The sequence below is a fragment of the Micromonospora sp. NPDC005299 genome (genome assembly GCF_042872345.1).
Classification (GTDB): Bacteria; Actinomycetota; Actinomycetes; order Mycobacteriales; family Micromonosporaceae; genus Micromonospora.
On record NZ_JBIAKG010000003.1, the window covers coordinates 471,223 to 490,970 of the forward strand.

The window sequence follows — 19,748 nt, forward strand, 5'->3', positions numbered from 1 at the left end:
CAACACTCGTTGACAACGGTAGGCGCGTCCCGGTTTCGGTGTCAACGCTTGTTGGCCTACAGTTGTGGGCATGACCGACACGGCACCCCGCGCCCGGCGCTCCGACGCCACCCGGGCGGCCATCCTGCGCGCGGCCCGCGAGCGCTTCGCCGCCGACGGCTACGAGCGGGCCACCATCCGGGCCATCGCCGCCGACGCCCGCATCGACCCGTCGATGGTCATGCGCTACTACGGCAGCAAGGAAGGGCTGTTCGCTGCGGCGGCCGAGTTCGACCTGCGCCTGCCGGACCTGGCCGCCGTGCCACCCGACCGGATCGGCGAGACGCTGGTCCGCCACTTCCTCAGCCGCTGGGAGGGGGACGAGACCCTCGCGGCGCTGCTCCGCGCCGCCAGCACCAACCCGGGGGCGGCTGAGCGGATGCGCCGGATCTTCGCCGACCAGCTCGCCGCCGCCGTGGCCGGCTTCGGCACCGACCCGGCGACCACCGGCCGCCGGGCCGGCCTGGTGGCCAGCCAGATCCTCGGACTGGCCTTCACCCGCTACATCGTCCGGCTGCCGCCGGTGGTGGAGATGGCGCCGGAGGACGTGGTCACCTGGGTCGCCCCCACCCTCCAGCGCTACCTGACCGGTCGACCGGCCTAGCCGGTGAAGCTGCCCGGCTCCTCGCCCCGCGCGACGGGGGCCCGGACCAGGTTGCCCCACTCGGTCCACGAGCCGTCGTAGTTGCGGACCCGCGGGAACCCGAGCAGGTGGTGCAGCACGAACCAGGTGTGACTGGACCGCTCGCCGATCCGGCAGTAGGCCACCACGTCGTCCGACGGGCTCAGCCCGAGCTGGTCGACGTAGATGGCGCGCAGCTCCTCCACCGGCTTGAAGGTGCCGTCCTCGTTCGCGGCGGCCTTCCACGGCTTGCTCACCGCGCCCGGAATGTGCCCGCCGCGCAGCGCGCCCTCCTGCGGATAGGCCGCCATGTGCAGCATCTCGCCGGTGTACTCACCCGACGACCGCACGTCGACCAGCGGTCGGCCGGCGGACACGTGCGCCATCACCTCGTCGCGGAACGCCCGGATCGGCGCGTCGTTGCGCTCCGGCACCGGGTAGTCGGCACGCGGCCGGTTCACCGTGTCCTTCGACATCTCGCGTCCCTCGGCCACCCACTTCATCCGGCCACCGTCGAGCAGCCGGACGTCGGCGTGGCCGAAGAGCGCGAACACCCAGAGGGCGTACGCGGCCCACCAGTTGAAGTTGTCCCCGTAAAAGACCACCGTGTCGCCGCGGCCGATGCCCTTGGCCGCGCACAACTCGGCGAAGCTCTTGGCGTCGAGGTAGTCCCGGGTCACCTGGTCGTTCAGCTCGGTGTGCCAGTCGACCTTCACAGCGCCGGGGATGTGGCCGGTGTCGTAGAGGAGCACGTCCTCGTCGGACTCGACCACCACGAGACCCTCGTCGCCCAGGTGCTCGGCCAGCCACTCCGTGGTGACCAGGCGCTGCGGGTCGGCGTATGACTGGAGGTGCGGGTTCGGATCACTCGGCACAGGCATGAGCCCCAAGGTACGCCGGATCACCGGGCCGCGACCGGGCATCCCGTGTGGTGGCGCGACACCGGTCAGGCGCGGCGGTGCACCAGCCGCCCCGCGACCACCGTGGCCACGCAGGAGCCGTCGGCGGCGAACACCGCCAGGTCGGCCCGGCCGCCGACCACCAGTGCCGGCGGCCGGGCGGCGGCGAGCACCGCCACCTCGTTGCGCGCGGCGGCGGCCCGCAGCGCCGGGTCGGTGACGTGGTCGGCGAGCACCGCGGCGGCTCCGAGCCGGAACAGCGCGTGCACCCGCTCGCGCGGGGTCGGCGCGGGCGGCAGCGGCCCGTCGTGCACCAGCGCCGGCCCGAGGACGCCGGCCCACCGCCGCAACCGCACCCCCGGGTACGCCCCGGTCAGCTCGTCCAGCGGCGCGACGGCCTCGACCCGGTCGCCGCTCACCAGCACGGCGTCACCCGGCCGGGGCTCGTCGTCGAGGGTGAGCCGCAGCAGGGACGCGGCGTGCAGGGTCCGCACCGGTCAGTCGAAGGTGATCGGCCCGAGCACCGGCCGCTTGGCGGTGACGAGGTCGCCGGAGGAGCGGCCGGTCAGCCGGCGCTTGATCCACGGAGCCAGGTGCCTGCCGGCCCAGCGCAGGTCGGCGGCCCGGGCGGCCAGCCAGGGGGTGGGCGCGGGGTGCGGCGGCACCATCAGCCACTCCTCGTCACCGGCCACGCCGAGCGCGGCGAGCACCTGCCCGGCCACCCGCCGGTGCCCCGCCGCCGACAGGTGCAGCCGGTCGGTGCTCCAGAGCAGCGGGTTGAGGTAGGTGTCGTCGGCGTACAGGTCGACCAGGATGGCGCCGTGCCGCTCGGCGACCTCGCCGACCACCCGGTTGAGCAGGGTCACCCGGGGGGCCACCAGCCGCTGGCCGGGCAGCCGGGCCATCACGTCGGCGAACCGGAACAGCACCACGTCGGCGCCGTCGGCGCGCAGCCGGCGGATCACCTCGTCGAAGCGCGGCACGAAGGCGTCCGGATCGAAGGTACGGCGCAGCACGTCGTTGCCGCCGGCCGCGAAGCTGATCAGGTCGGGCTTCATGGCCAGGGCGGCCGGCACCTGCTCGGCCACGATGTTCGGGAACAGCCGGCCGCGGATGGCCAGGTTGGCGTACCCGAAGTGGGGGCCGGCCTCGGCGGCGAGCCGGGTGGCGACCAGATCGGCCCAACCCCGGTAGGTGCCGTCCGGATACGCGTCGTCCATACCCTCGGTGAAGCTGTCGCCCACCGCCACGAAGTTGCGCCAGCGCACTGCGCCTCCCTCTGACTGACCCGCCGAGCTGCGTCGGCCAGTCTCGCACCGACCGGGCTCCCGCCGCCCGCCCCCGCGCGGGACGTGGCGGAGGTCATCGACAGCGACCGTGAGCAGAGTCATCGGGACAAATGTCCCGCTTGGTGGGTCCGGGGCAGAATCCGTCCGGCGGACCGGGGATGATGTTGCCCGTCATCCGGTCCGGGGGTGGGAGGCGCCCGCCGCTGCGGCTGGTCAGCGACGGCGCGAACGAGGAACGCATGACCCAGGGACACCCGGCCGCCTTCCCGGCCGACGGTCAGCCGCACCCGGCGGGCCAGGCGTACCCGGCCGCACCACCGGGCTTCCCCAGCGCGCCCGGCTACGGCCCGCCGGGGGCGTACCCGAGCGGGCCGGGGCAGCCGGGCTTCGGGCCGTACCCGCCGGCCCCGCCGCCGCCGAAGTCGCGGCGCGGCCTCTGGATCGGGCTGGGCGTCGGGGCGCTGGCGCTGACCCTCTGCGCCGGCACGGCCATCGGCGTGGGCGTCGGGCTGAGCAAGCGCGGCGAGGACGCGGCCCCGAAGGCCGCCGCCGCGGCGAACGGGGTGACCGTCACCCAGCAGGAGCTGGACGACCTGCTGGCCCGGCACAGCAAGGCCCTCGCCGACAAGGACCTGAAGGGCTACCTGGCCCCCTTCGACCCGGCCAGCAAGGACCTGGTCGCCGGCCAGACCCGGCTCTTCGCCAACCTGGGAAGGCTGCCGCTGGCGGTCGGCCAGTACCGGACCGTCGCCCAGCAGGGGCGGACCACCGACAGCTTCGGCCGTGGGGTCAGCTTCCAGCTCGACGTCTCCTTCGTGCACCAGTTCGAGGGGTACGACCTCACCCCGGTCGCCGAGTGGTACCGCTGGACCGTCATCCGGGAAAGCCAGGGCGCGCCGCTCAAGGTCACCGCGGTCACCGGGGCGCCCGCCGCGCTGGGCAACTCGAAGACGGTCTACTACCCCGGCCCCTGGGACAAGTGGCGCGAGATCCACGTCGAGCGCACCGCGCACACGCTGGTCATCACCGACGCCGCGCTGGCCGCCGAGGCGAAGCGGTACGCGCCGGCCGCCGAGGCAGCGGTGGCCGACGACTTCGCCGCCTGGCAGGCCGGCGGGGTCACCGCGGACATCCCGAAGGGCTTCGTCATCAGCCTGGTCAAGGGGAAGCAGGACCTGGGCTCGCTCTACCGGATCAACAAGGAGAAGACCACCGAGGCCGGAGTCTCGATCGGCATGGTCTCCGCCGACCGGAAGCAGGGCGTGGACATCGGCGGCAGCCGGATCGTGATCGACGTGGCCGACCGCTCGTTCTTCGCCGCCGGCAACACCCGGGGGCCCCGGGAGATCTTCCGGCACGAGGTGGGCCACTCCCTGGTCGCCAGCCTGGAGGACGCCGACAAGCAGGACTTCTTCAACGGCATCGAGAACTGGATCGTGGAGGGCTTCGCCGAGTACCTGGCCCACCGGGGTGAGCCGCTGCGGTCCAGCGGCCGCACCCCGCAGGCACGGTCGATCGTCCGCTCCGGCGACTGGGAGGGCACGCTGCCGGGCAACGCCGACTGGGACCTCTCGGGGCGGACCAGCTTCCACTACTGGCTCGGGCACGCGGCCATGACCCACCTCGCGGAGAAGTACGGCGAGCAGAAGCTGTTCCAGTTCGTGACCGCCCGCTACCAGGGCGCCACCGCCGACCAGGCCAGCCGGCAGGTGCTCGGCGTCCCGCTGGCCCAGTTCCAGACGGGCTGGGCGGCGTACGTGCGGGCGCAGGCGCGATGAGCGGGAACCCCGAGGAGCGACGATGACGAACCCGCAGTCCCCCTGGCAGCCGCAACCGCAGCCGCAGTACCCGCCGGCGCAGGGCGGTCACCCGGGCTGGCCACCGGCCCCGCAGGCCGGCCACCCGGCGTACCCGCAGGCCGGCCACCCGGCGCATCCGGTGGCCGGTCAGCCGGCGTACCCGCCGCCGGGTTGGCCGGGGGCGGCCCCGCCCCCGGCGGCGGCACCCAAGCGGCGCGGGCGCCTGGCGCTGCTGATCGCCGGCGGGCTGGTGGCCGTGCTGGCCGTCGGCGCCGGCACCGCCTGGGGGGTCTCCCGGCTGGTCGGCGGCGGCTCGGGCGGTGACGACGAGCTGAAGACCGCCTGGGTGCTGGACTTCCCCGAACGGCAGGACACCGGCCTGACCACCTACGACCAGCAGGACATGTTCGGCGCCTGGCTGGCCGGTGACACAGTGGTCCGCGCGCAGGGGGACGGGCTGCTCGCCTACCGGCTCTCCGACGGCGGGCAGGCGTGGGGCGCCCCCGCGCCGGAGGGCGCCTCGCTCTGCGTCGCCGCGCAGGCGGTGACCGAGGGCCGGGGCGCGGTGGCGGTCGGCTCCGACGAGTCCTGCAACACCGTCGCCGGTTTCGACCTGACCAGCGGCAAGCTGACCTGGCAGGCGAAGTTCCCGGCGCCGGTGCGCGAGGGCCGGGACGCGCTGGCCGCGCCGGACCTCTCCGTCGCCGGCCAGCAGGTGATCGTCCGCTCCGACGACACCATGATCGGGTTCTCCCTCGCCGACGGGAAGCAGTTGTGGCGCACCACCGGGGAGAAGCTGCTGCCCGGCCGAGGCTGCGGCTTCAAGGACATGCGGGCCGCCGGCGAACTGGTGGTGGTCACCTACGGCTGCTCCATCGGCGGTGAGGTGGACGCCCTCGACCCGGCCACCGGCAAGGTGCGCTGGCGGCAGCGGCTGCCGGAGCCGAAGGTCACCGACGGCGTGCTGAGCGTGCAGCCGCTGATCAGCCTGCCCGGGCTGGGGCACGAGAGCTACACGGTGCGGGACCCGAAGACCGGCCGGGAGACCGGGTCGTTCACCGACCCGATCGACGGCACCGAATTGTGGGACGTGCCGCCGAACCGGTCCAACGCGATCGACGGGCCGGCCGTCTACCAGTTCCTCGCCGACGACGACACGCTCTACTACCCGACGTTCCCGAAGAACGTGCCGGGCTCGGGCCGGTCGGCCAACCAGATCATCGCGATCGACCTGGCCACCGGGAAGCGGCGCTGGGTCTCGTCCGGGCACAGCCCCAGCAAGGTCGAGCTGATCCGCCGGGACGAGCAGGGGTTGCTGGCCTGGGAAACCGGCGACCGGCGGAAGGTGCCGCCGCGACTGGTCCGCATCGATCCCGCCACCGGCACGGTCAGCCCGGTGGCCGCGGGGCCGCCGTCGGCCGGCTTCGAGGGCGAGGACGCCAAGGTCATGGAGCGGGACGGGGCCGTCGTGATCGTGCCCTGGAAGCACGTCGTGGCGGACCGGGCCATCACCGTGCTGCGCTGACCGTGGGAAGGGGGTGGACCACCGGTCGGTGGTCCACCCCCGCTCGATCTCAGGCCGCGTACGCCAGCAGCGTCAGGTCACGCACGGCGCCCGACTCCGCGACGGCGCCGGCAGGCCGGAAGCTCTTGTCGAGGACGCTGATGCCGCTCGCCCGACGGACGAGCACCTTCTCGTCGGCGGTGAACAGGATGCTCCGGATGTCACCCTCGCCCGGCAGGTCGACCACCGTGCTGGTGGTGGTGTCGACCACCGCGAAGCTGTCGTCCCGGCGGGACGGGTCGGTGCCGATCCAACCGGCGGCGACGTACCGGCCGTCCATCGATACGCTGCGGACCCGCCAGCCGTCCCAGTGCGCGGCCTCGGCCTTCGGGGGCGTGTAGCGGTAGAAGTGGGCCCTGCTCCCATCCGTGGCGTACGGCTTGCCCTCGGACACCGCAGCCCAGCTCCGACCGTCGGCGGACCACCACTTGAGGGTCTCGTTGCCGGCGTCGCCGTCGGCCGGCTTGTTGTCCGCCACGTCGATGAGCACCGACTGGCGGTCCTGCTGCACCATCAGCAGGTCGTTGGTGTTCCAGACCAGCGGGTTGCTGCCGAGGCAGTTGGCCGTTCCGCGGAAGGGCGACTTCCGCTCGACGGTCCGCTTCCCGGACCCGTCGACCTTCGACGTCACCAGGGTGCCGGCGTCCTGCCCGGCACCGCCCTCCACCCAGGCCAGCCGCTCGCCGTACGGGGAGATGGTGATGGTGTTGCGGACGCAGTTGCCGGAGCCGAGGGGGATCCGGGCGGTCACCCGGTCGACGTCACCCCGGACGGCGTGGATCACCGCCTCCTGGTCGGTCGTGCCCAGGTAGTAGCGGGTGCCGGTGAGCCCGGTCGGCGCGTCGGAGTTGCCGACCGGAGCCGCGGTGGTGACGACGGCGGCCGGCGTGTCGGAGGCGGCCGGTTCGGGGCTGCCCCCGGCGCAGGCGCTCAGACCCACCGTCGCGATGGCGGCGGCCGCGAGCGCGACGACCTGCCGGGCGCTGCGGGGACGAGCGGTGCGGGCGGCGGGGGTGAAAGCGTTCACGGCGGCGAGTCCTCGGATTCGGTGGCGCAACGGGTTGACGCATTCCCAGACGTCGAGTTCGGACGGGAGGGTTGCCGTTTCGGAGAAGGAGAATCCGGCGGATTTTTCGAGGCGACGTCCACGTACGACGACCGGCCCTCAGCACCTGGTGCTGAGGGCCGGTCACGGACCGCCGGCGGCTCAGGGGGCGTACGCGAGCAGCCTCATGGTGCGCACCGAGGCGGACTCGGCGACCGTGCCGAGCGGCGTGAAGCTGCTGTCCAGCACGCTGATGCCAGAGGCCCGCCTGACGATCACCTGGTCGTCGGCGGTGAACATGATGCTGCGGATGTCGCCGCTGCCCGGCAGGTCGACGACCTTGCTGCTGGTGGTGTCGACCACCGCGAAGCTGTCGTCCCGGCGCGACGGGTCGGTGCCGACCCAACCGACCGAGACGTACCGGCCGTCCATCGACACGCTCCGAGCCTGCCAGCCGTCCCAGTGCGCGGCCTCGTCCTTCGGCGGCGTGTAGGTGTACTGCCGCGACTGCGCCTCATCCGCCACGTACGGCTTGCCGTCCGCCACCGCGGCCAGCCAGCGGCCATCGGCCGACCAGCACCGGTCGGTCTCCTGGCCCGGGTCACCGTTGACCCGCTTGTTGGCCGCCACGTCGAACAGCACCGACTGCCCGCTCTTCCTCTGCACCATCAGCAGGTCGCTGCCCTCCCAGACCAGCGGCCGGGGGCCGAGGCAGTTGACGTCGTCCAGCAGCGTCATCGCCCCCGGCTCTCCGGTGGTGCCGGCCAGGAGCACGCCACTGGCGTCATTGTCAGTGCTGTCCTGCACCCAGGCCACCCGCTTGCCGTCCGGCGAGACGGTGAGGGTGTTCCACTCGCATCCGTGGGTGGCGGCGTACGCGATCTGGTGGACCACCTGGTCCGAGTTGCCCCGGACGGCGTGGATCCGGGCCTTGGTGGGCGTGGTCTCCAGGTAGTACCGGGTGCCGGCGAGGGCGACCGGCGGCCGTGCGGGGCTTCCGGTCGGGTCGGCGCTCGCCGACGCCTCCGGGGTCGGGCTGACCTCGACCGGGGGCCAGGTGCTGGTGACCGACGGGCCGGCCGGCGCGGGCACCGGGGCCTGGCCGTCCGGCCGGATGGCGAACGCGGTCCCGGTCGCGGCGGCCAGCACCACCAGGGCGGCGGCCGAGGTGGCGACGGCCCGCTGGATGCCGAGCCGGCGGGACGTACGCAGGGCCCGATCCCGCAGGTCGACCGGGGTGACCTCCTCGGCCAGCTCGGCCAGGTCGAGTCGAAGGCGATCCTGGTTCATCGGGGGCTTCCTTCCGTGACGTAGAGCTGGGCGAGTTCCGGGGCGACGGTGCGCAACTTGGCCAGTGCCTTCGAGGTCTGGCTCTTGACGGTGCCGACGGTGACGCCGAGCAGGTCGGCGGCCTCGGTCTCGGTGCGGTCCTCGAAGAACCGCAGCACCAGCACGGCCCGCTGCTTGGCGGAGAGCTTCGCCAGCGCGGCCCGGAGGGTCAGTCGGAGCGTGGTCTGCTGCGCGTGGTCGGGAGCTGAGTCGCCTCCGCGCGGCTCGGGCAGGTCGCCCGGCATCGACTCGGCCACCCGGCGGCGCCGCCACCAGGAGACCTGCAGGTGATACATGATCTTGCGGGTGTACGCCTCGGCGTTGCCGCTGTCGTGCAGCCTGCTCCACGAGCGGTGCGTCCTGGCCAGGGCGGACTGGACGAGATCCTCGGCCAGGTGCTGGTCGCCGGTCAGCAGGTAGGCCGAACGCAGCAGAGCGGGGGTACGGGTTCGTACGAACGAGTCGAACTCACTCAGGAGAGGGTCCACACGAGCCGATCCTTGGGGTCAGGTGGTGCATCATCGTGACGCCCTCCCAGACGTCACCGTGGCACACCATGGTTGCCGGCCGGGATCACCGATTCTGAATGAGCCCTCTCCGGTACGGCCCCCAGGCCACGAACCGGTCGAACAGCTCACGGGGTGTCGGGCCGTCGTGCGGGTTCAGCCGGAACAGATCGTGGGTCGCCTCGTGATAGAGCCCGGAGAGGTAGACGGCCAGGTCGACCGGGTGGTCGTCGTACTCGACCTTGAGCAGCAGCCGCGCCTGGCGCAGGGCCACGGCGACCCGCAGGCCCGGCACACCCAGAGCGGCCGGAGCGGCAGGTGCGCCGGGTGGTCCGGCGGATAGGGGCGGGGCCGATCGGGGTACGGCCCGAGGCGCGGCACGGGGAGGCTCACGGCGACTTCCTTCTCCGGTACGAGGGTGGGGGCCGGCCCCGGCGATCGGGGGATTCGGGGCCGGCCCCTCAGCGGGCCGGACGGGAGTCGGCTCGCTGCGTGACAGTCTGCTGAGGACAGCACTACGCTCGGAAGCCGCCGAGGCCGATCGTGGGAGCGTCCGGCCGGCCGTTGCCGCTGCCCGGGGAGGCCGGGGAGACGGCCGGGAAATCGGGGAGGAAGCATGGAGAGCGCGCCGACCGCCGAGCTGATCCGGGCCCAACTCCGGCGACTGCGGCTGAAGGCCGAGCTGAGCCAGGAGGAGTTCGGGAAACTGGTCCACTTCTCCGGATCGCAGGTGTCCGCGGTCGAACTGGGCCAACGACCGCTGGACCGGTTCTTCCTGAAGCGGGCCGACGAGGTGCTGAGCACCGGTGGGCTGCTGACGTCGCTGCTCAAACTCGCCGAACGCGACGGCCAACCGAGCTGGTTCCGCCCCTGGCTGGAAGCGGAACGCCAGGCGCAGCAGTTGCGCTGCTACCAGCCGAGCCTCGTTCCCGGCCTGCTTCAGACGGAGAACATCCCCCGCGCGATGATCCGCACGGACGACATGCTCAGCGAGGACGAGGTCGAGAGGCGGCTGGCGGTTCGGATGGATCGACAGGCGGTGCTCGCTGAGCCGAACCCGCCCATGTTCGTGGCGGTGATCGAGGAAGCCGTGCTGCGACGAGCCGACGAAGGCTTCCGCGGGCTGATGCTCCAGCAGATTGCGCATCTCATCGAGTCGAGCGAGCGCTCGCACGTCAGCGTGCACGTCCTACCCGCCGATGTCAGCCTGCACATCGGACTGACCGGCCCGTTCACCCTCGCCCGCAGCGGCGACGGCGGATGGATCGGCTACCTGGAGAACCAGCTCGGCGGAACGGTGATCGACAACGATGAGGATGTGGCTATCCTGCTGTCGAGGTGGGAGAGCGTCCGAAGTGAGGCACTCTCTCGCCGCCAGTCGATCGAGCTGATGAAGGATGTGATCACGTCATGGAGCTGATCGGCGCTGTCTGGCGCAAGTCCACCCGTAGCGGGCAGAGCGAGTGTGTCGAGGTGGCCGACAACCTGCCCGGTGTGGTCGGTGTCCGCGACAGCAAGGACCCGGCCGGCGCGGTCCTCACCTTCACCCCCGACACCTGGCGCGCCTTCATCGCCCAGACCAAGCGCCCCTGACGGCACGACCCCCGCAGATCGATCAGCGCGACGCGGTGATGTGCACCGTGTGCTCACTCACGCGGAAGCTGCCTTCGGTGTCGACCCGGAGCCCGCGGTACACGGGCCGGCCAGTTGGTCGCGGCGACGGATGAGGTAGGCCGTCTCGGCGGTGTTGCCGGCCAGCCCGATGGCCCGGTCGTACGCCGCCCGCGACTCCTCGCTCCGGCCCAGCCGGCGCAGCAGGTCGGCGCGGGTGGCGTGGAAGGCGTGGTAGCCCTCCAGCGGCAGACCGTTCACCTCCGCCAGGGCGACCTCCGGGCCGTCGAGCTCGGCGACCGCGATCGCCCGGTTGAGCCGCACGATCGGCGAGGGGTCGAGGCGGACCAACTGGCCGTAGAGCGCGACGACCTGCGACCAGTCGGTGTCACGGGCGTCGCGGGCGTCGGTATGGACGGCGTTGATCGCAGCGAGGATCTGGTAACGCCCCGGCGCCTGGCCGGAAACGAGGCGCGCGCGGACCAGGGCGTGGCCCTCGGCGATCAGCTCGCGGTCCCAGGCGCCGCGGTCCTGCTCGCCGATGGTGACGAGCTCACCGCTCGCGGACACCCGCGCGGCCCGGCGGGCCTCCGTCAGGAGCATCAGCGCCAGGAGTCCGGCGACCTCGCCGTCCGCCGGCATCAGGGCACGGATCAGCCGGGTCAGCCGGATCGCCTCGGCGGTCAGGTCGCTGCGGACCGCCTCCTTCTCGGGGTCTGAGGCCAGGTAGCCCTCGTTGAAGATCAGGTAGAGGACGGCGAGCACCCCGGTGACCCGGGCCGGGATGTCCTCACGTGACGGCACGCCATAGGGGATCCTCGCCGCCTTGATCTTCGCCTTCGCGCGGGTGATCCGCCGGCCCATGGCGGCCTCCTCGACCAGGAACGCGCGGGCGATCTCGGGCACGGTGAGCCCGCCGACCATCCGCAGCGTCAGCGCAACCCGCGCCTCCATGGCGAGGGCGGGGTGGCAGCAGGTGAAGACGAGGCGGAGCCGATCGTCGTCGATGGCGCCGAGCGGCTCAGGGGTGTCAGCCAGCATCAGCGCCTCCCGGTGCTTCTCCTCGCGCCTGACCTCGCGCCGGATCCGGTCGATGGCCTTGCGGTGGGCGGTGGTGGTGAGCCACGCGCCGGGACTCGGGGGGAGGCCGTCGACCGGCCAGCGCTCGACAGCGGTCGCGAACGCCTCGGCGGCCATCTCCTCGGCGATGTCGAGGTCCCCGAAGCGCCTGGCCAGGGTCGCGACCACCCGGGCCCACTCCTCGCGGTGCACCCGGGTGATCACCTCACCGAGGTCGGTCATTCGCCAAAGAGCGGCCGGAGCTCGACCTTCCGGTTGCAGTGCTTCGACCCCAGGGCCGCGAGCCGGAGCGCCACATCGAGGTGGGGTGCCTCGATGATCCAGAAGCCGGCGATGTGCTCCTTCGACTCCAGGTAGGGCCCGTCGGTGAACACCGGCTCCCCGTCCCGGCCGTCGACGACCGTGGCCGTGCTGGGCGACCCGAGACCGCCGGCGAAGACCCAGTGGCCCTCGGCCTGGAGCTGCTCGTTGAAGACGTCGATCGCGGCCATCTCCTCCGAGGTGGCGAGGTCGGTCGTGTCGGCGAGAACGGACATCAGGTACTGCGCCATCGGGATCATCTCCTGCCGTCGCGTGGCCGCCCCCTCGGGCCGCCCTTCCACCCCTGCTACGAACGCCGCTACCTCGATCCGACACCCTCCGCCGGGCTTCTTCGAGATTTTCGTCCGCCGCGCACGTTCAGAGGTACAGGCAGAACGGGTGTCCGGCCGGATCGAGGTGCACCCGCACGTCGTCCTGAGGTTGGAAGTCCGCCACCGTGGCGCCCACGGACACCGCGTACGCCGACGCCGCTTCGAGGTCGTCGACCTTGATGTCGAGGTGCGCCATCATCTGCGGCTCGCCGGGGCCCGCGGGCCAGACCGGCCGCACGTACGCCGGCTCGGTCTGGAACGACAGCCCCGCACCGCCCTCGGGCCCGACCAGGGTGACCCAGTCCGACTCGTCCTCCCCCCGCGACCACCCGAGGAGCCGTTCGTAGAACGCGGCCAGTTCCCGTGCGTCGGGCGCGTCCAGCACGGTCGCCGTCATCGTCAGTCGAGGCCGCTTGTCCATCGCCCTCTCCTACCCCGTCAAACGGCGGCGAATACGATCGCCCGCCGGCGCTGCCCGCCGTACGCTGCCTCAATGCTGCTGCGCATGTCCACCCTCCTGCTCCGGACCCTGCGCGAGGACCCGGCCGACGCGGAGGTGCCGAGCCACCGGCTCCTGCTCCGCGCCGGCTACGTCCGCCGCGCCGCCCCGGGCGGCTACACCTGGCTGCCGCTGGGCAAGCTGGTGCTGGACCGGGTCACCGAGATCGTCCGCGCGGAGATGGCGGCGATCGGCGACCAGGAGGTGCACTTCCCGGCGCTGCTGCCGGCCGAGCCCTACCGGGCCAGCGGGCGGTGGACGGAGTACGGCGACGACATCTTCACCCTCGAAGACCGCAAGGGAGCCGAGCACCTGCTCGCCCCGACCCACGAGGAGATGGCCGCGCTGCTGGTCAAGGACCTGTTCAGCTCCTACCGGGACTTCCCGGTGACGCTGTTCCAGATCCAGACCAAGTTCCGGGACGAGGCCCGGCCCCGGGCCGGCCTGCTGCGCGGGCGCGAGTTCCTCATGAAGGACGCCTACTCCTTCGACCTGGACGAGGCGGGGCTCCAGAAGGCCTACGACCGGCACCGCGACGCCTACCAACGGATCTTCACCCGGCTCGGGCTGGACTTCACCGTGGTGCACGCGATGTCCGGGGCGATGGGCGGCTCGGCGTCGGAGGAGTTCCTGGCCGCCACGCCGGTCGGCGAGGACACCTACGTCGGCTGCACCACCTGCGACTACGCGGCCAACACCGAGGCCGTGGTGACCCGCGCGCCGGCGGCCGGCGACCCGGACGCGCACCCGGCGCCGGAGGTGCACGACACGCCAGAGACGCCAACCATCGCGTCCCTGGTCGAGCTGGCCAACGCCCGCGCGCTGGCCGGCCGGACCGGTTGGACCGCCGCCGACACGTTGAAGAACGTGGTGCTGGCCGTGCGCCGGCCGGGCGCCGAGCGGGCGGAACTGCTGGTGATCGGCCTGCCCGGCGACCGCGAGGTGGACCTGAAGCGGGTCGAGGCGGCGCTGCACCCGGCCACCGTGGCGGTCTTCGAGGACTGGGCGGCTCATCCGGAGCTGGTCCGTGGCTACCTCGGACCGCAGATCCTCGCCAAGCACGGCGTCCGCTACCTGGTCGACCCGCGGGTGGTCACCGGCACCACCTGGCTGACCGGGGCCAACGAGCCGGGCCGGCACGCCACCGACGTGGTGTGCGGGCGGGACTTCCTGCCGGACGGCACCATCGAGGCGGCCGAGGTGCGCCCGGGCGACCCCTGCCCGGCCTGCGGCGACGGCGAGCTGACCATGCGCCGGGGCATCGAGGTGGGGCACATCTTCCAGCTCGGCCGCCGGTTCACCGACGCCTTCGCGGTCGACGTGCTGGGCCCGGCGGGCAAGCCGGTCCGGCCCACCATGGGCTGCTACGGCATCGGGGTCTCGCGGGCCGTCGCGTCGGTCGCCGAGCAGCACCACGACGACCGGGGGCTGGTCTGGCCGGCCGAGGTCGCGCCGTGCGACGTACACCTGGTGGCGGCCGGGAAGGGGCCGCAACTCGACGCGGCGCTGGAGCTCGGCGGGCGCCTCTCCGCCGCCGGCCTGCGGGTGCTGGTCGACGACCGCACCCACGTCTCGGCCGGGGTGAAGTTCACCGACGCCGAGCTGATCGGCATCCCGCGCGCCGTCGTGGTCGGGCGCCGGCTGGCCGAGGGGTACGTCGAGCTGCGCGACCGGGCCTCCGGCGAACGGATCGAGTTGCCGGTGGACGGCCTGGTCGAGCGCCTGCTCGACGAGACGTGTGGGACGCGCCGCGACGGGGTGTAGCGGACGCGCCACGGGGTACCGCAAACGGATCGACCGAGGTGTTTCGGAGGCTCTCATGTACCGGGTCAGCGACGTGATGACCAAGCAGGTGGTCTACCTGCCCGCGGAGACTCCCCTGGACGAGGCGGCCAGGGTGATGAAGGAGTCGGACATCGGCGATGTGGTGGTCACCGACGGGGCCACCCTCGCCGGCATGCTGACCGACCGCGACATCGTGGTGCGGGCGGTGGCCGAGCGGGCCGACCCGGGGACCACCACGATCGGTGCGATCGTCACCCGCGAGGTGGTGATGATCGAGCAGCACTGCACCGCGGGCGAGGCGGCCGCGCTGATGCGCGAGCGCAACATCCGGCGGGTGCTGGTCTGCGACAGCGACCGCAAGCTGGTCGGCATCGTCTCCCTCGGCGACCTGGCCATGCAGCTCGACCCGAACTCCGCGCTGAGCGACATCAGCGAGGCCGCCCCGAACGTGTGATCCGCCCGACCCGGTGCCCTCCCGGCCGACCCCGTAGGGCGCCGGGTCACCGGCGGTAGCCTGGCGGTCATGTCCGAGATGCCGAGCAAGCTGGCCGAGATCGTCGACGAGTTCGCCGCCGCCCCACGGGACGTGGTGCTGGAGATGCTGCTGGAGTTCTCCGACGTGATCCCGCCGCTGCCCGAGGGCGTGGACCGGGACGACCTGGAGCAGGTCCCGGAGTGCCAGACCGCGTTCTTCCTACGCGCCGAGGTCAACCCGGACAGGACGGTGAGCACCGTCTTCGACTGTCCGCCGGAGGCGCCGACCACTCGGGCGTTCGCCGGCATCCTCGCCGAGGGGCTGGCCGGGGCGAGCGCCGAGGATGTGCTGGCCGTGCCGGACGACCTCTACCAGCGGATGGGCCTGGCCCAGGCGATCAGCCCGCTGCGGATCCGCGGCGGCACGGCCATCCTGGCTCGGCTGAAGCGCCAGGTTCGGGAACAGATCTCCTGATCGACTGGTTGTCGCTGGTCATGGAGATCGAGATCTACGCCGACGTCGTCTGCCCCTGGTGCTGGATCGGCAAGCGCCGCCTGGAGCAGGCCCTGGAGCGGTACGACGGCGAGGTGAGCGTCCGGTTCCGGCCGTTCCAGCTCGACCCGACGCCGGTGACCGAGCCGAAGCCGCTCATCGAGGCGCTGGGCGCGAAGTTCGGCGGCCGGGACAAGGCCGAGGGCATGGCCACCCACGTCACCCAGGTCGCCAAGGGCGCCGGGATCGACATGCACTTCGACCGGGCGGTGGCCGCGAACACCTTCGAGGCGCACCGGCTGGTCCGGTTCGCCACCGAGCGGGGCCGGGCCGCCGAGCTGGTCGAGCGGCTCTACCGGGCGCACTTCCAGGACGGGATCGACGTCGGGTCGACCGACGCGCTGGTCAAGCTGGCCGCCGAGGTCGGCCTGGACGAGACCGAGGCCCGGGACTACCTGGAGTCGAACCTCGGTCGCCGGGAGGTGGCCGCCGACCTGAGCGCCGCGCACCAGCTCGGCGTCTCCAGCGTGCCGACGTTCGTGCTCGCCGGGAAGTACGCCGTGACCGGCGCCCAGGAGCCGGAGACCCTGCTCGCCGCCCTCCACGAGGTGGCACAGCGCGAGGCGTCCGCGTGATGTTTCACGTGGAACAAGATCGAGCGATGTTCCACCGATGAGGTAGCGGCACCAACGCTGGTGACGGGACTAGCCACCCACACCCGCTCCGGTCGGCGAGAAGACGACCTGCCAGGCCCCGGTGACGTGCTCGGGCACGATTTCGATGGTCGCTGCGTCGCCGGGCTTCAGGTCGAGCCCGAAGTCGCGCTTCCACGCGCCGTCCTTGTCGCCGTACATGCCGACCACGCTCATCTGGTAATCCCACCACTCGCCGGTCGTGACCTCTACGCCGTTGACGCGGACGTGGAGGAGCCCCGGCGTCTGGGCGACCATCTGGATCGAGTCGGTCGTCTTCCAGGTCAGGGTCCGCGTGATCGGACGCCTGGGGTCGGCGGGATCCGATCGGACGGTAGCGGCGTCCGGGCAGAGTTCCTCCGTGCAGCCGGCCATGAGCGGCTGGGGCGACGGGGCGAGTGGTCCTGATGGCCGGGGCGGCAGCGGGTACTGGTCGAACGGGATCCGTACACCGAGGGCGAGCCCGAACGTGCCGCTGTCCGGGATCGCCACCGGGACCATGTCCGTCCCGTCGAACCGCTTGGCTGCCGAGATTGTCAGGACGAACGTGGCGGACCTGCCCACCGCCACGTCGAGCCCGGCCCAGCTCGTCGGTCGAGTCGACCCGCCGCAGCTCCCGCCGACGAGGAAGTGGCCGTTGACGCTGAGCCGCTCATCGAGCTTGACAGTGTCTCCGGTGCCGTCGCAGCGGCTGAAGATGACGATATCGAGCGTGGTGGGCACGATGGTCAGCTCGATGCGACGCTCCGACAACGCGGCGGAATCCGCAGCCACGACTCGTGCGCCCTTGGCGTACTCCGGAAACCCTTCGACGGTGCGGATCGGCGACGGACTGTCCGCCGGGGTGGGGGTGGCGTCCGTGCGGAGCCCGGGCACGACGGCGGCCACGGCGATGCCAGCCAGGGCGATCACCGCGCAGGTAATCCAGGCCGCGATCCGGCGCCGCCGCCGCGCCACCACCTTGGTATGTACGCCCTGCAGCCGCATGTGGTGCACGCGCTGGTCCGCCGAGTCGTCGGAGCGCTCGTCGAGCACCTGCTTGAGGTCGGTCAGATTCATCCCAGCACCCCTTCCGGCGCCAGCGTCTGGTCGAGGCGGAGCTTGGCCACGGCCCGGCTGGCCTGACTCTTGACCGTGCCGACGGAACAGCCCAGGACCTCGGCGATCTCGACCTCCGAGAGGTCCTCGAAATAGCGCAACACGAGAACGGCGCGCTGCCGGCGGGGCAGGCGGCCCAACGCCCGCCAGAGGCGGTCCCGGTCGTCGAAGCCGGCGTGCGGGTCAGCCTCGACGACCGCCTCGGGAAGCTCGGCCGCGGGTAGCTCACCCCGCCATCGACGCCGCCAGGACGAGGCGTACGCATTGACGATGATCCGACGCACGTACGGCTCCGGGTCACCGTCGATGCGCCGCCACGCCTCCCACGCCCGTGCCAGCGCCGTCTGCAGCAGGTCCTCCGCCAGTGCCCAGTCGCGCGTGAGCAGGAAGGCGGTCCGCAACAGCCGTGGTGAGCGGGTCACGACGAAGTCGTCGAAGCCCTCCGGTGTGATCACGTGCCCGCCCTCCTGCACAGTCGGTCACGAGGTAGTACCGGCCGGGGCGCGAAAAGGTTGCATGACCACGCCGACGACCGACTCTCAGCCGACGGGGCGAGGCACACGAACAAGCCCCGGGCCCGCCTTGGTTGCGGGGCAGATCCGGGGCCTGAAATGCGGGTGACGGCCTAGGCCGGCCGGGCCAGGTCCTCCACGACCGTTGCCCCGGGCAGCGCGCCGAGCGCCGGCCCGGGCAACGCGATCTTGCTGTGCCGGACGCCGGAGCCGATGATCACGTGCGGCATGGCGATCACCCGCGAGTCGACCAGGATCGGCCAGTCCTCGGGGAGCCCGATCGGGGTGATCCCGCCGTACTCCATCCCGGTCAACTCGACCGCCTCGGCCATCGGCGCGAAGCTCGCCTTGCGCACATCGAGCATCCGGCGGACCACGCCGTTCACGTCGGCCCGGGTGGTGGCGAGCACGATGCAGGCCGCGTAGCGCGTCTCGCCACCCCGCTTGCCGGCGACCACCACGCAGTTGGCCGACTCGTCCAGCCCCACCTCGTACGCCGCGCAGAACGCCGCCGTGTCGGCCAGCTCGGCGTCGATCGGGGCGACCAGCACGTCGTCCACGTCCACCGGAGCCTCGTCCGGCCACCGCTCGATGGCGGCGGCCACCGGCGCGGCCAGCAGGTCCAGGCGGGTACGGGCGGGCTCGGTCTTCAGCGTCCCCATCACGGGTGCGATCCTCGCACCCGCCGGGCGGCTCCGCTCACCGACGTCCCGACCGGCCCGGATCCCGGAACGGCGCGACGGGTCAGCTGCCGGTGAGGAAGGCGTTCTCGCGGGCGAACGTCCGGTCCTGGTGGGCCGCCAACTCCTCGGCCCGCAGGGCCTGGGCGCGGTGGGTCTCCACGTCCTCGATGCCGTGCCGGACCCCGAGCCGGATCACGCCGTAGAGGAAGACGAAGCCGAAGACGTACAGGATCACGGTGGTGAGGAAGACCAGCATGCGGCCACGGTAGAGCGGCCCGGAACCGCAAGAGGTTTCATCTCCGGCCGGTTCCCCCGTACGTGTCGGCGAGGTGGTCGGCCCAGGTGCGGGCGCCGGTCGGGGTGGCGGTGGTGGTGAGCCCGCCGGCACGCAACTCCCGGCCGAGCCGCCCCGGGATCCGCACCGGCAGCAGCGGACGGTGCGACCGCCGGGCCGCCCGCCAGGCGCGGACCGCCTCGTCGTAGCGGAGCACCTCCGGGCCGCCGAATTCCTCGATCCGCCCCGACGGACCGCCGGCCAGCATCGCGGCGAGCCGGCCCGCCACCTCGCCGGGATCGACCGGCTGGGCGAGCACCGCCCGGTCACCGAGCACCGGGCCGAGCCGGCTCGCGGCCCGCAGCAACTCCTCCAGGAACTCCGGAAACTGGGTCGCCCGCAGCACGCTCCACGGCACCGGCCCGGCCGCGACCACCTGCTCGGCGGCGAGCTTGTGCCGGTAGTAGCCGAGCGGCACCCGGTCGACGCCGACGATCGAGACGTAGACCAGGTGGCCCACCCCGGCGTGCCCGGCGGCCAGCACCAGCCGGCGGGTGCCCAGCACGTCGATCTCGTGGGTTCGCCGGTTCGGCGAGGAGGCCAGGTGCAGCACCGCCTCCACCCCGTCGACCGCCGCGGCCAGCCCCTCACCGGTGGCCAGGTCGGCCGCCACCCACTCCACGCCGGCTTCGCTCCGGGGCCGCCGGCTCACCGCGCGGGCGACGTGCCCCTCGTCGCGCAGCCGGGGCAGCGCCACCCGCCCGAGCCGTCCACTCGCCCCGGTCACCAGCACCCGCATCGTGGCTCCTCTCCCGCGTCCGTC

Annotated in this window: 23 protein-coding genes and 1 pseudogene; 9 read left to right on the forward strand and 15 right to left on the reverse strand. The window is 72.6% G+C overall.

Features of this window, described 5'->3' with window-relative positions:
• The first annotated feature begins 70 nt into the window (after positions 1-70).
• Positions 71-643, forward strand: coding sequence for a TetR family transcriptional regulator (locus tag ACFYPD_RS11660; protein ID WP_387111677.1), 573 nt, complete (start codon positions 71-73; stop codon positions 641-643).
• Here ACFYPD_RS11660 and ACFYPD_RS11665 read toward each other — a convergent pair.
• The 3 genes from ACFYPD_RS11665 to ACFYPD_RS11675 all read right to left on the reverse strand — a co-directional run bounded on the left by ACFYPD_RS11665 (position 640) and on the right by ACFYPD_RS11675 (position 2,828).
• Positions 640-1,542 (reverse strand): sulfurtransferase, encoded by a 903-nt coding sequence (locus tag ACFYPD_RS11665; RefSeq protein ID WP_387111679.1) that lies wholly within the window; start codon positions 1,540-1,542, stop codon positions 640-642. The genes ACFYPD_RS11660 and ACFYPD_RS11665 overlap by 4 nt on opposite strands.
• 65 nt (positions 1,543-1,607) lie before the next feature.
• Positions 1,608-2,054, reverse strand: coding sequence for a hypothetical protein (locus ACFYPD_RS11670; RefSeq protein ID WP_387111682.1), 447 nt, complete (start codon positions 2,052-2,054; stop codon positions 1,608-1,610).
• 3 nt (positions 2,055-2,057) lie between these two features.
• Positions 2,058-2,828, reverse strand: coding sequence for an SGNH/GDSL hydrolase family protein (locus ACFYPD_RS11675; protein WP_387111684.1), 771 nt, complete (start codon positions 2,826-2,828; stop codon positions 2,058-2,060).
• A 260-nt stretch (positions 2,829-3,088) separates the two neighbouring features.
• Here ACFYPD_RS11675 and ACFYPD_RS11680 point away from each other — a divergent pair, with 260 nt between their 5' ends.
• Both ACFYPD_RS11680 and ACFYPD_RS11685 read left to right on the forward strand, forming a co-directional pair.
• On the forward strand, positions 3,089-4,627 hold the full coding sequence (locus ACFYPD_RS11680; RefSeq protein WP_387111686.1) for a hypothetical protein: 1,539 nt from the start codon (positions 3,089-3,091) through the stop codon (positions 4,625-4,627).
• Positions 4,628-4,649: 22 nt separating this feature from the next.
• A complete protein-coding gene (locus ACFYPD_RS11685; RefSeq protein WP_387111689.1) occupies positions 4,650-6,173 on the forward strand; it encodes a PQQ-binding-like beta-propeller repeat protein in 1,524 nt (507 codons plus the stop codon).
• Between the two features lie 49 nt (positions 6,174-6,222).
• On the opposite strand, the gene ACFYPD_RS11690 is transcribed toward ACFYPD_RS11685, so the two are convergent.
• From ACFYPD_RS11690 to ACFYPD_RS11705, 4 genes and pseudogenes are all read right to left on the reverse strand, one after another.
• Positions 6,223-7,239, reverse strand: coding sequence for a hypothetical protein (locus ACFYPD_RS11690; RefSeq protein ID WP_387111692.1), 1,017 nt, complete (start codon positions 7,237-7,239; stop codon positions 6,223-6,225).
• Between the two features lie 180 nt (positions 7,240-7,419).
• A complete protein-coding gene (locus ACFYPD_RS11695; RefSeq protein WP_387111695.1) occupies positions 7,420-8,547 on the reverse strand; it encodes a hypothetical protein in 1,128 nt (375 codons plus the stop codon).
• The gene (locus ACFYPD_RS11700; protein WP_387111698.1) at positions 8,544-9,074 is read right to left on the reverse strand and encodes a SigE family RNA polymerase sigma factor; all 531 of its coding nucleotides are present in this window, start codon (positions 9,072-9,074) and stop codon (positions 8,544-8,546) included. The genes ACFYPD_RS11695 and ACFYPD_RS11700 overlap by 4 nt, the downstream gene beginning before the upstream one ends.
• Positions 9,075-9,159: 85 nt before the next feature.
• Positions 9,160-9,485: pseudogene (locus ACFYPD_RS11705) on the reverse strand (hypothetical protein).
• 223 nt (positions 9,486-9,708) lie between these two features.
• Between ACFYPD_RS11705 and ACFYPD_RS11710 the strand changes: the two are divergent.
• The gene (locus ACFYPD_RS11710) at positions 9,709-10,512 is read left to right on the forward strand and encodes a helix-turn-helix transcriptional regulator (protein WP_387111701.1); all 804 of its coding nucleotides are present in this window, start codon (positions 9,709-9,711) and stop codon (positions 10,510-10,512) included.
• Entirely contained in the window at positions 10,503-10,685 is a 183-nt protein-coding gene (locus ACFYPD_RS11715) for a DUF397 domain-containing protein (protein WP_387111703.1), read from the forward strand. Before ACFYPD_RS11710 ends, ACFYPD_RS11715 begins: the two co-directional genes overlap by 10 nt.
• A gap of 57 nt (positions 10,686-10,742) precedes the next feature.
• Here the strand turns inward: ACFYPD_RS11715 and ACFYPD_RS11720 are convergent, their stop codons facing one another.
• From ACFYPD_RS11720 to ACFYPD_RS11730, 3 genes are all read right to left on the reverse strand, one after another.
• The gene (locus ACFYPD_RS11720) at positions 10,743-12,005 is read right to left on the reverse strand and encodes an RNA polymerase sigma factor (RefSeq protein WP_387111705.1); all 1,263 of its coding nucleotides are present in this window, start codon (positions 12,003-12,005) and stop codon (positions 10,743-10,745) included.
• A complete protein-coding gene (locus ACFYPD_RS11725) occupies positions 12,002-12,334 on the reverse strand; it encodes a YciI family protein (RefSeq protein WP_387111707.1) in 333 nt (110 codons plus the stop codon). The genes ACFYPD_RS11720 and ACFYPD_RS11725 overlap by 4 nt, the downstream gene beginning before the upstream one ends.
• A gap of 127 nt (positions 12,335-12,461) precedes the next feature.
• Positions 12,462-12,836 (reverse strand): VOC family protein, encoded by a 375-nt coding sequence (locus ACFYPD_RS11730; RefSeq protein ID WP_387111710.1) that lies wholly within the window; start codon positions 12,834-12,836, stop codon positions 12,462-12,464.
• 72 nt (positions 12,837-12,908) lie between these two features.
• Here ACFYPD_RS11730 and ACFYPD_RS11735 point away from each other — a divergent pair, with 72 nt between their 5' ends.
• The 4 genes from ACFYPD_RS11735 (at position 12,909) to ACFYPD_RS11750 (ending at position 16,301) form a co-directional block, all read left to right on the forward strand.
• Positions 12,909-14,678, forward strand: a complete 1,770-nt coding sequence (locus tag ACFYPD_RS11735; RefSeq protein ID WP_387111713.1) for a proline--tRNA ligase — start codon at positions 12,909-12,911, stop codon at positions 14,676-14,678.
• Positions 14,679-14,733: 55 nt separating this feature from the next.
• Positions 14,734-15,153 (forward strand): CBS domain-containing protein, encoded by a 420-nt coding sequence (locus tag ACFYPD_RS11740; protein ID WP_387111715.1) that lies wholly within the window; start codon positions 14,734-14,736, stop codon positions 15,151-15,153.
• 69 nt (positions 15,154-15,222) lie between these two features.
• Positions 15,223-15,648: a SufE family protein gene (locus ACFYPD_RS11745; RefSeq protein WP_387111718.1), complete on the forward strand. Its 426-nt coding sequence runs from the start codon at positions 15,223-15,225 to the stop codon at positions 15,646-15,648.
• 20 nt (positions 15,649-15,668) lie between these two features.
• Positions 15,669-16,301, forward strand: a complete 633-nt coding sequence (locus ACFYPD_RS11750) for a DsbA family protein (RefSeq protein WP_387111720.1) — start codon at positions 15,669-15,671, stop codon at positions 16,299-16,301.
• Between the two features lie 69 nt (positions 16,302-16,370).
• On the opposite strand, the gene ACFYPD_RS11755 is transcribed toward ACFYPD_RS11750, so the two are convergent.
• From ACFYPD_RS11755 to ACFYPD_RS11775, 5 genes are all read right to left on the reverse strand, one after another.
• Positions 16,371-17,345 carry a hypothetical protein gene (locus tag ACFYPD_RS11755; RefSeq protein ID WP_387111723.1) on the reverse strand — a complete coding sequence of 325 codons (975 nt, stop codon included), beginning with the start codon at positions 17,343-17,345 and terminating at the stop codon, positions 16,371-16,373.
• 68 nt (positions 17,346-17,413) lie between these two features.
• Positions 17,414-17,911 carry a SigE family RNA polymerase sigma factor gene (locus ACFYPD_RS11760; protein ID WP_387111725.1) on the reverse strand — a complete coding sequence of 166 codons (498 nt, stop codon included), beginning with the start codon at positions 17,909-17,911 and terminating at the stop codon, positions 17,414-17,416.
• A gap of 170 nt (positions 17,912-18,081) precedes the next feature.
• Entirely contained in the window at positions 18,082-18,630 is a 549-nt protein-coding gene (locus ACFYPD_RS11765) for a YbaK/EbsC family protein (protein ID WP_387112369.1), read from the reverse strand.
• A gap of 82 nt (positions 18,631-18,712) precedes the next feature.
• Positions 18,713-18,907 carry a hypothetical protein gene (locus ACFYPD_RS11770; protein ID WP_262284969.1) on the reverse strand — a complete coding sequence of 65 codons (195 nt, stop codon included), beginning with the start codon at positions 18,905-18,907 and terminating at the stop codon, positions 18,713-18,715.
• 37 nt (positions 18,908-18,944) lie between these two features.
• A complete protein-coding gene (locus ACFYPD_RS11775) occupies positions 18,945-19,724 on the reverse strand; it encodes an SDR family oxidoreductase (RefSeq protein WP_387111727.1) in 780 nt (259 codons plus the stop codon).
• Positions 19,725-19,748: the final 24 nt, after the last annotated feature.

What these genes read in the sequence shown, in the direction of transcription:
- ACFYPD_RS11775 (WP_387111727.1), bottom strand. Translation starts at nt 19,724, where the DNA reads ATGCGGGTGCTGGTGACCGGGGCGAGTGGACGGCTCGGGCGGGTGGCG.
- ACFYPD_RS11745 (WP_387111718.1), top strand. Translation starts at nt 15,223, where the DNA reads ATGTCCGAGATGCCGAGCAAGCTGGCCGAGATCGTCGACGAGTTCGCC.
- ACFYPD_RS11735 (WP_387111713.1), top strand. Translation starts at nt 12,909, where the DNA reads ATGCTGCTGCGCATGTCCACCCTCCTGCTCCGGACCCTGCGCGAGGAC.
- ACFYPD_RS11740 (WP_387111715.1), top strand. Translation starts at nt 14,734, where the DNA reads ATGTACCGGGTCAGCGACGTGATGACCAAGCAGGTGGTCTACCTGCCC.
- ACFYPD_RS11725 (WP_387111707.1), bottom strand. Translation starts at nt 12,334, where the DNA reads ATGGCGCAGTACCTGATGTCCGTTCTCGCCGACACGACCGACCTCGCC.
- ACFYPD_RS11770 (WP_262284969.1), bottom strand. Translation starts at nt 18,907, where the DNA reads ATGCTGGTCTTCCTCACCACCGTGATCCTGTACGTCTTCGGCTTCGTC.
- ACFYPD_RS11755 (WP_387111723.1), bottom strand. Translation starts at nt 17,345, where the DNA reads ATGCGGCTGCAGGGCGTACATACCAAGGTGGTGGCGCGGCGGCGGCGC.
- ACFYPD_RS11695 (WP_387111695.1), bottom strand. Translation starts at nt 8,547, where the DNA reads ATGAACCAGGATCGCCTTCGACTCGACCTGGCCGAGCTGGCCGAGGAG.
- ACFYPD_RS11685 (WP_387111689.1), top strand. Translation starts at nt 4,650, where the DNA reads ATGACGAACCCGCAGTCCCCCTGGCAGCCGCAACCGCAGCCGCAGTAC.
- ACFYPD_RS11750 (WP_387111720.1), top strand. Translation starts at nt 15,669, where the DNA reads ATGGAGATCGAGATCTACGCCGACGTCGTCTGCCCCTGGTGCTGGATC.
- ACFYPD_RS11765 (WP_387112369.1), bottom strand. Translation starts at nt 18,630, where the DNA reads ATGGGGACGCTGAAGACCGAGCCCGCCCGTACCCGCCTGGACCTGCTG.
- ACFYPD_RS11710 (WP_387111701.1), top strand. Translation starts at nt 9,709, where the DNA reads ATGGAGAGCGCGCCGACCGCCGAGCTGATCCGGGCCCAACTCCGGCGA.
- ACFYPD_RS11730 (WP_387111710.1), bottom strand. Translation starts at nt 12,836, where the DNA reads ATGGACAAGCGGCCTCGACTGACGATGACGGCGACCGTGCTGGACGCG.
- ACFYPD_RS11720 (WP_387111705.1), bottom strand. Translation starts at nt 12,005, where the DNA reads ATGACCGACCTCGGTGAGGTGATCACCCGGGTGCACCGCGAGGAGTGG.
- ACFYPD_RS11660 (WP_387111677.1), top strand. Translation starts at nt 71, where the DNA reads ATGACCGACACGGCACCCCGCGCCCGGCGCTCCGACGCCACCCGGGCG.
- ACFYPD_RS11715 (WP_387111703.1), top strand. Translation starts at nt 10,503, where the DNA reads ATGGAGCTGATCGGCGCTGTCTGGCGCAAGTCCACCCGTAGCGGGCAG.
- ACFYPD_RS11665 (WP_387111679.1), bottom strand. Translation starts at nt 1,542, where the DNA reads ATGCCTGTGCCGAGTGATCCGAACCCGCACCTCCAGTCATACGCCGAC.
- ACFYPD_RS11680 (WP_387111686.1), top strand. Translation starts at nt 3,089, where the DNA reads ATGACCCAGGGACACCCGGCCGCCTTCCCGGCCGACGGTCAGCCGCAC.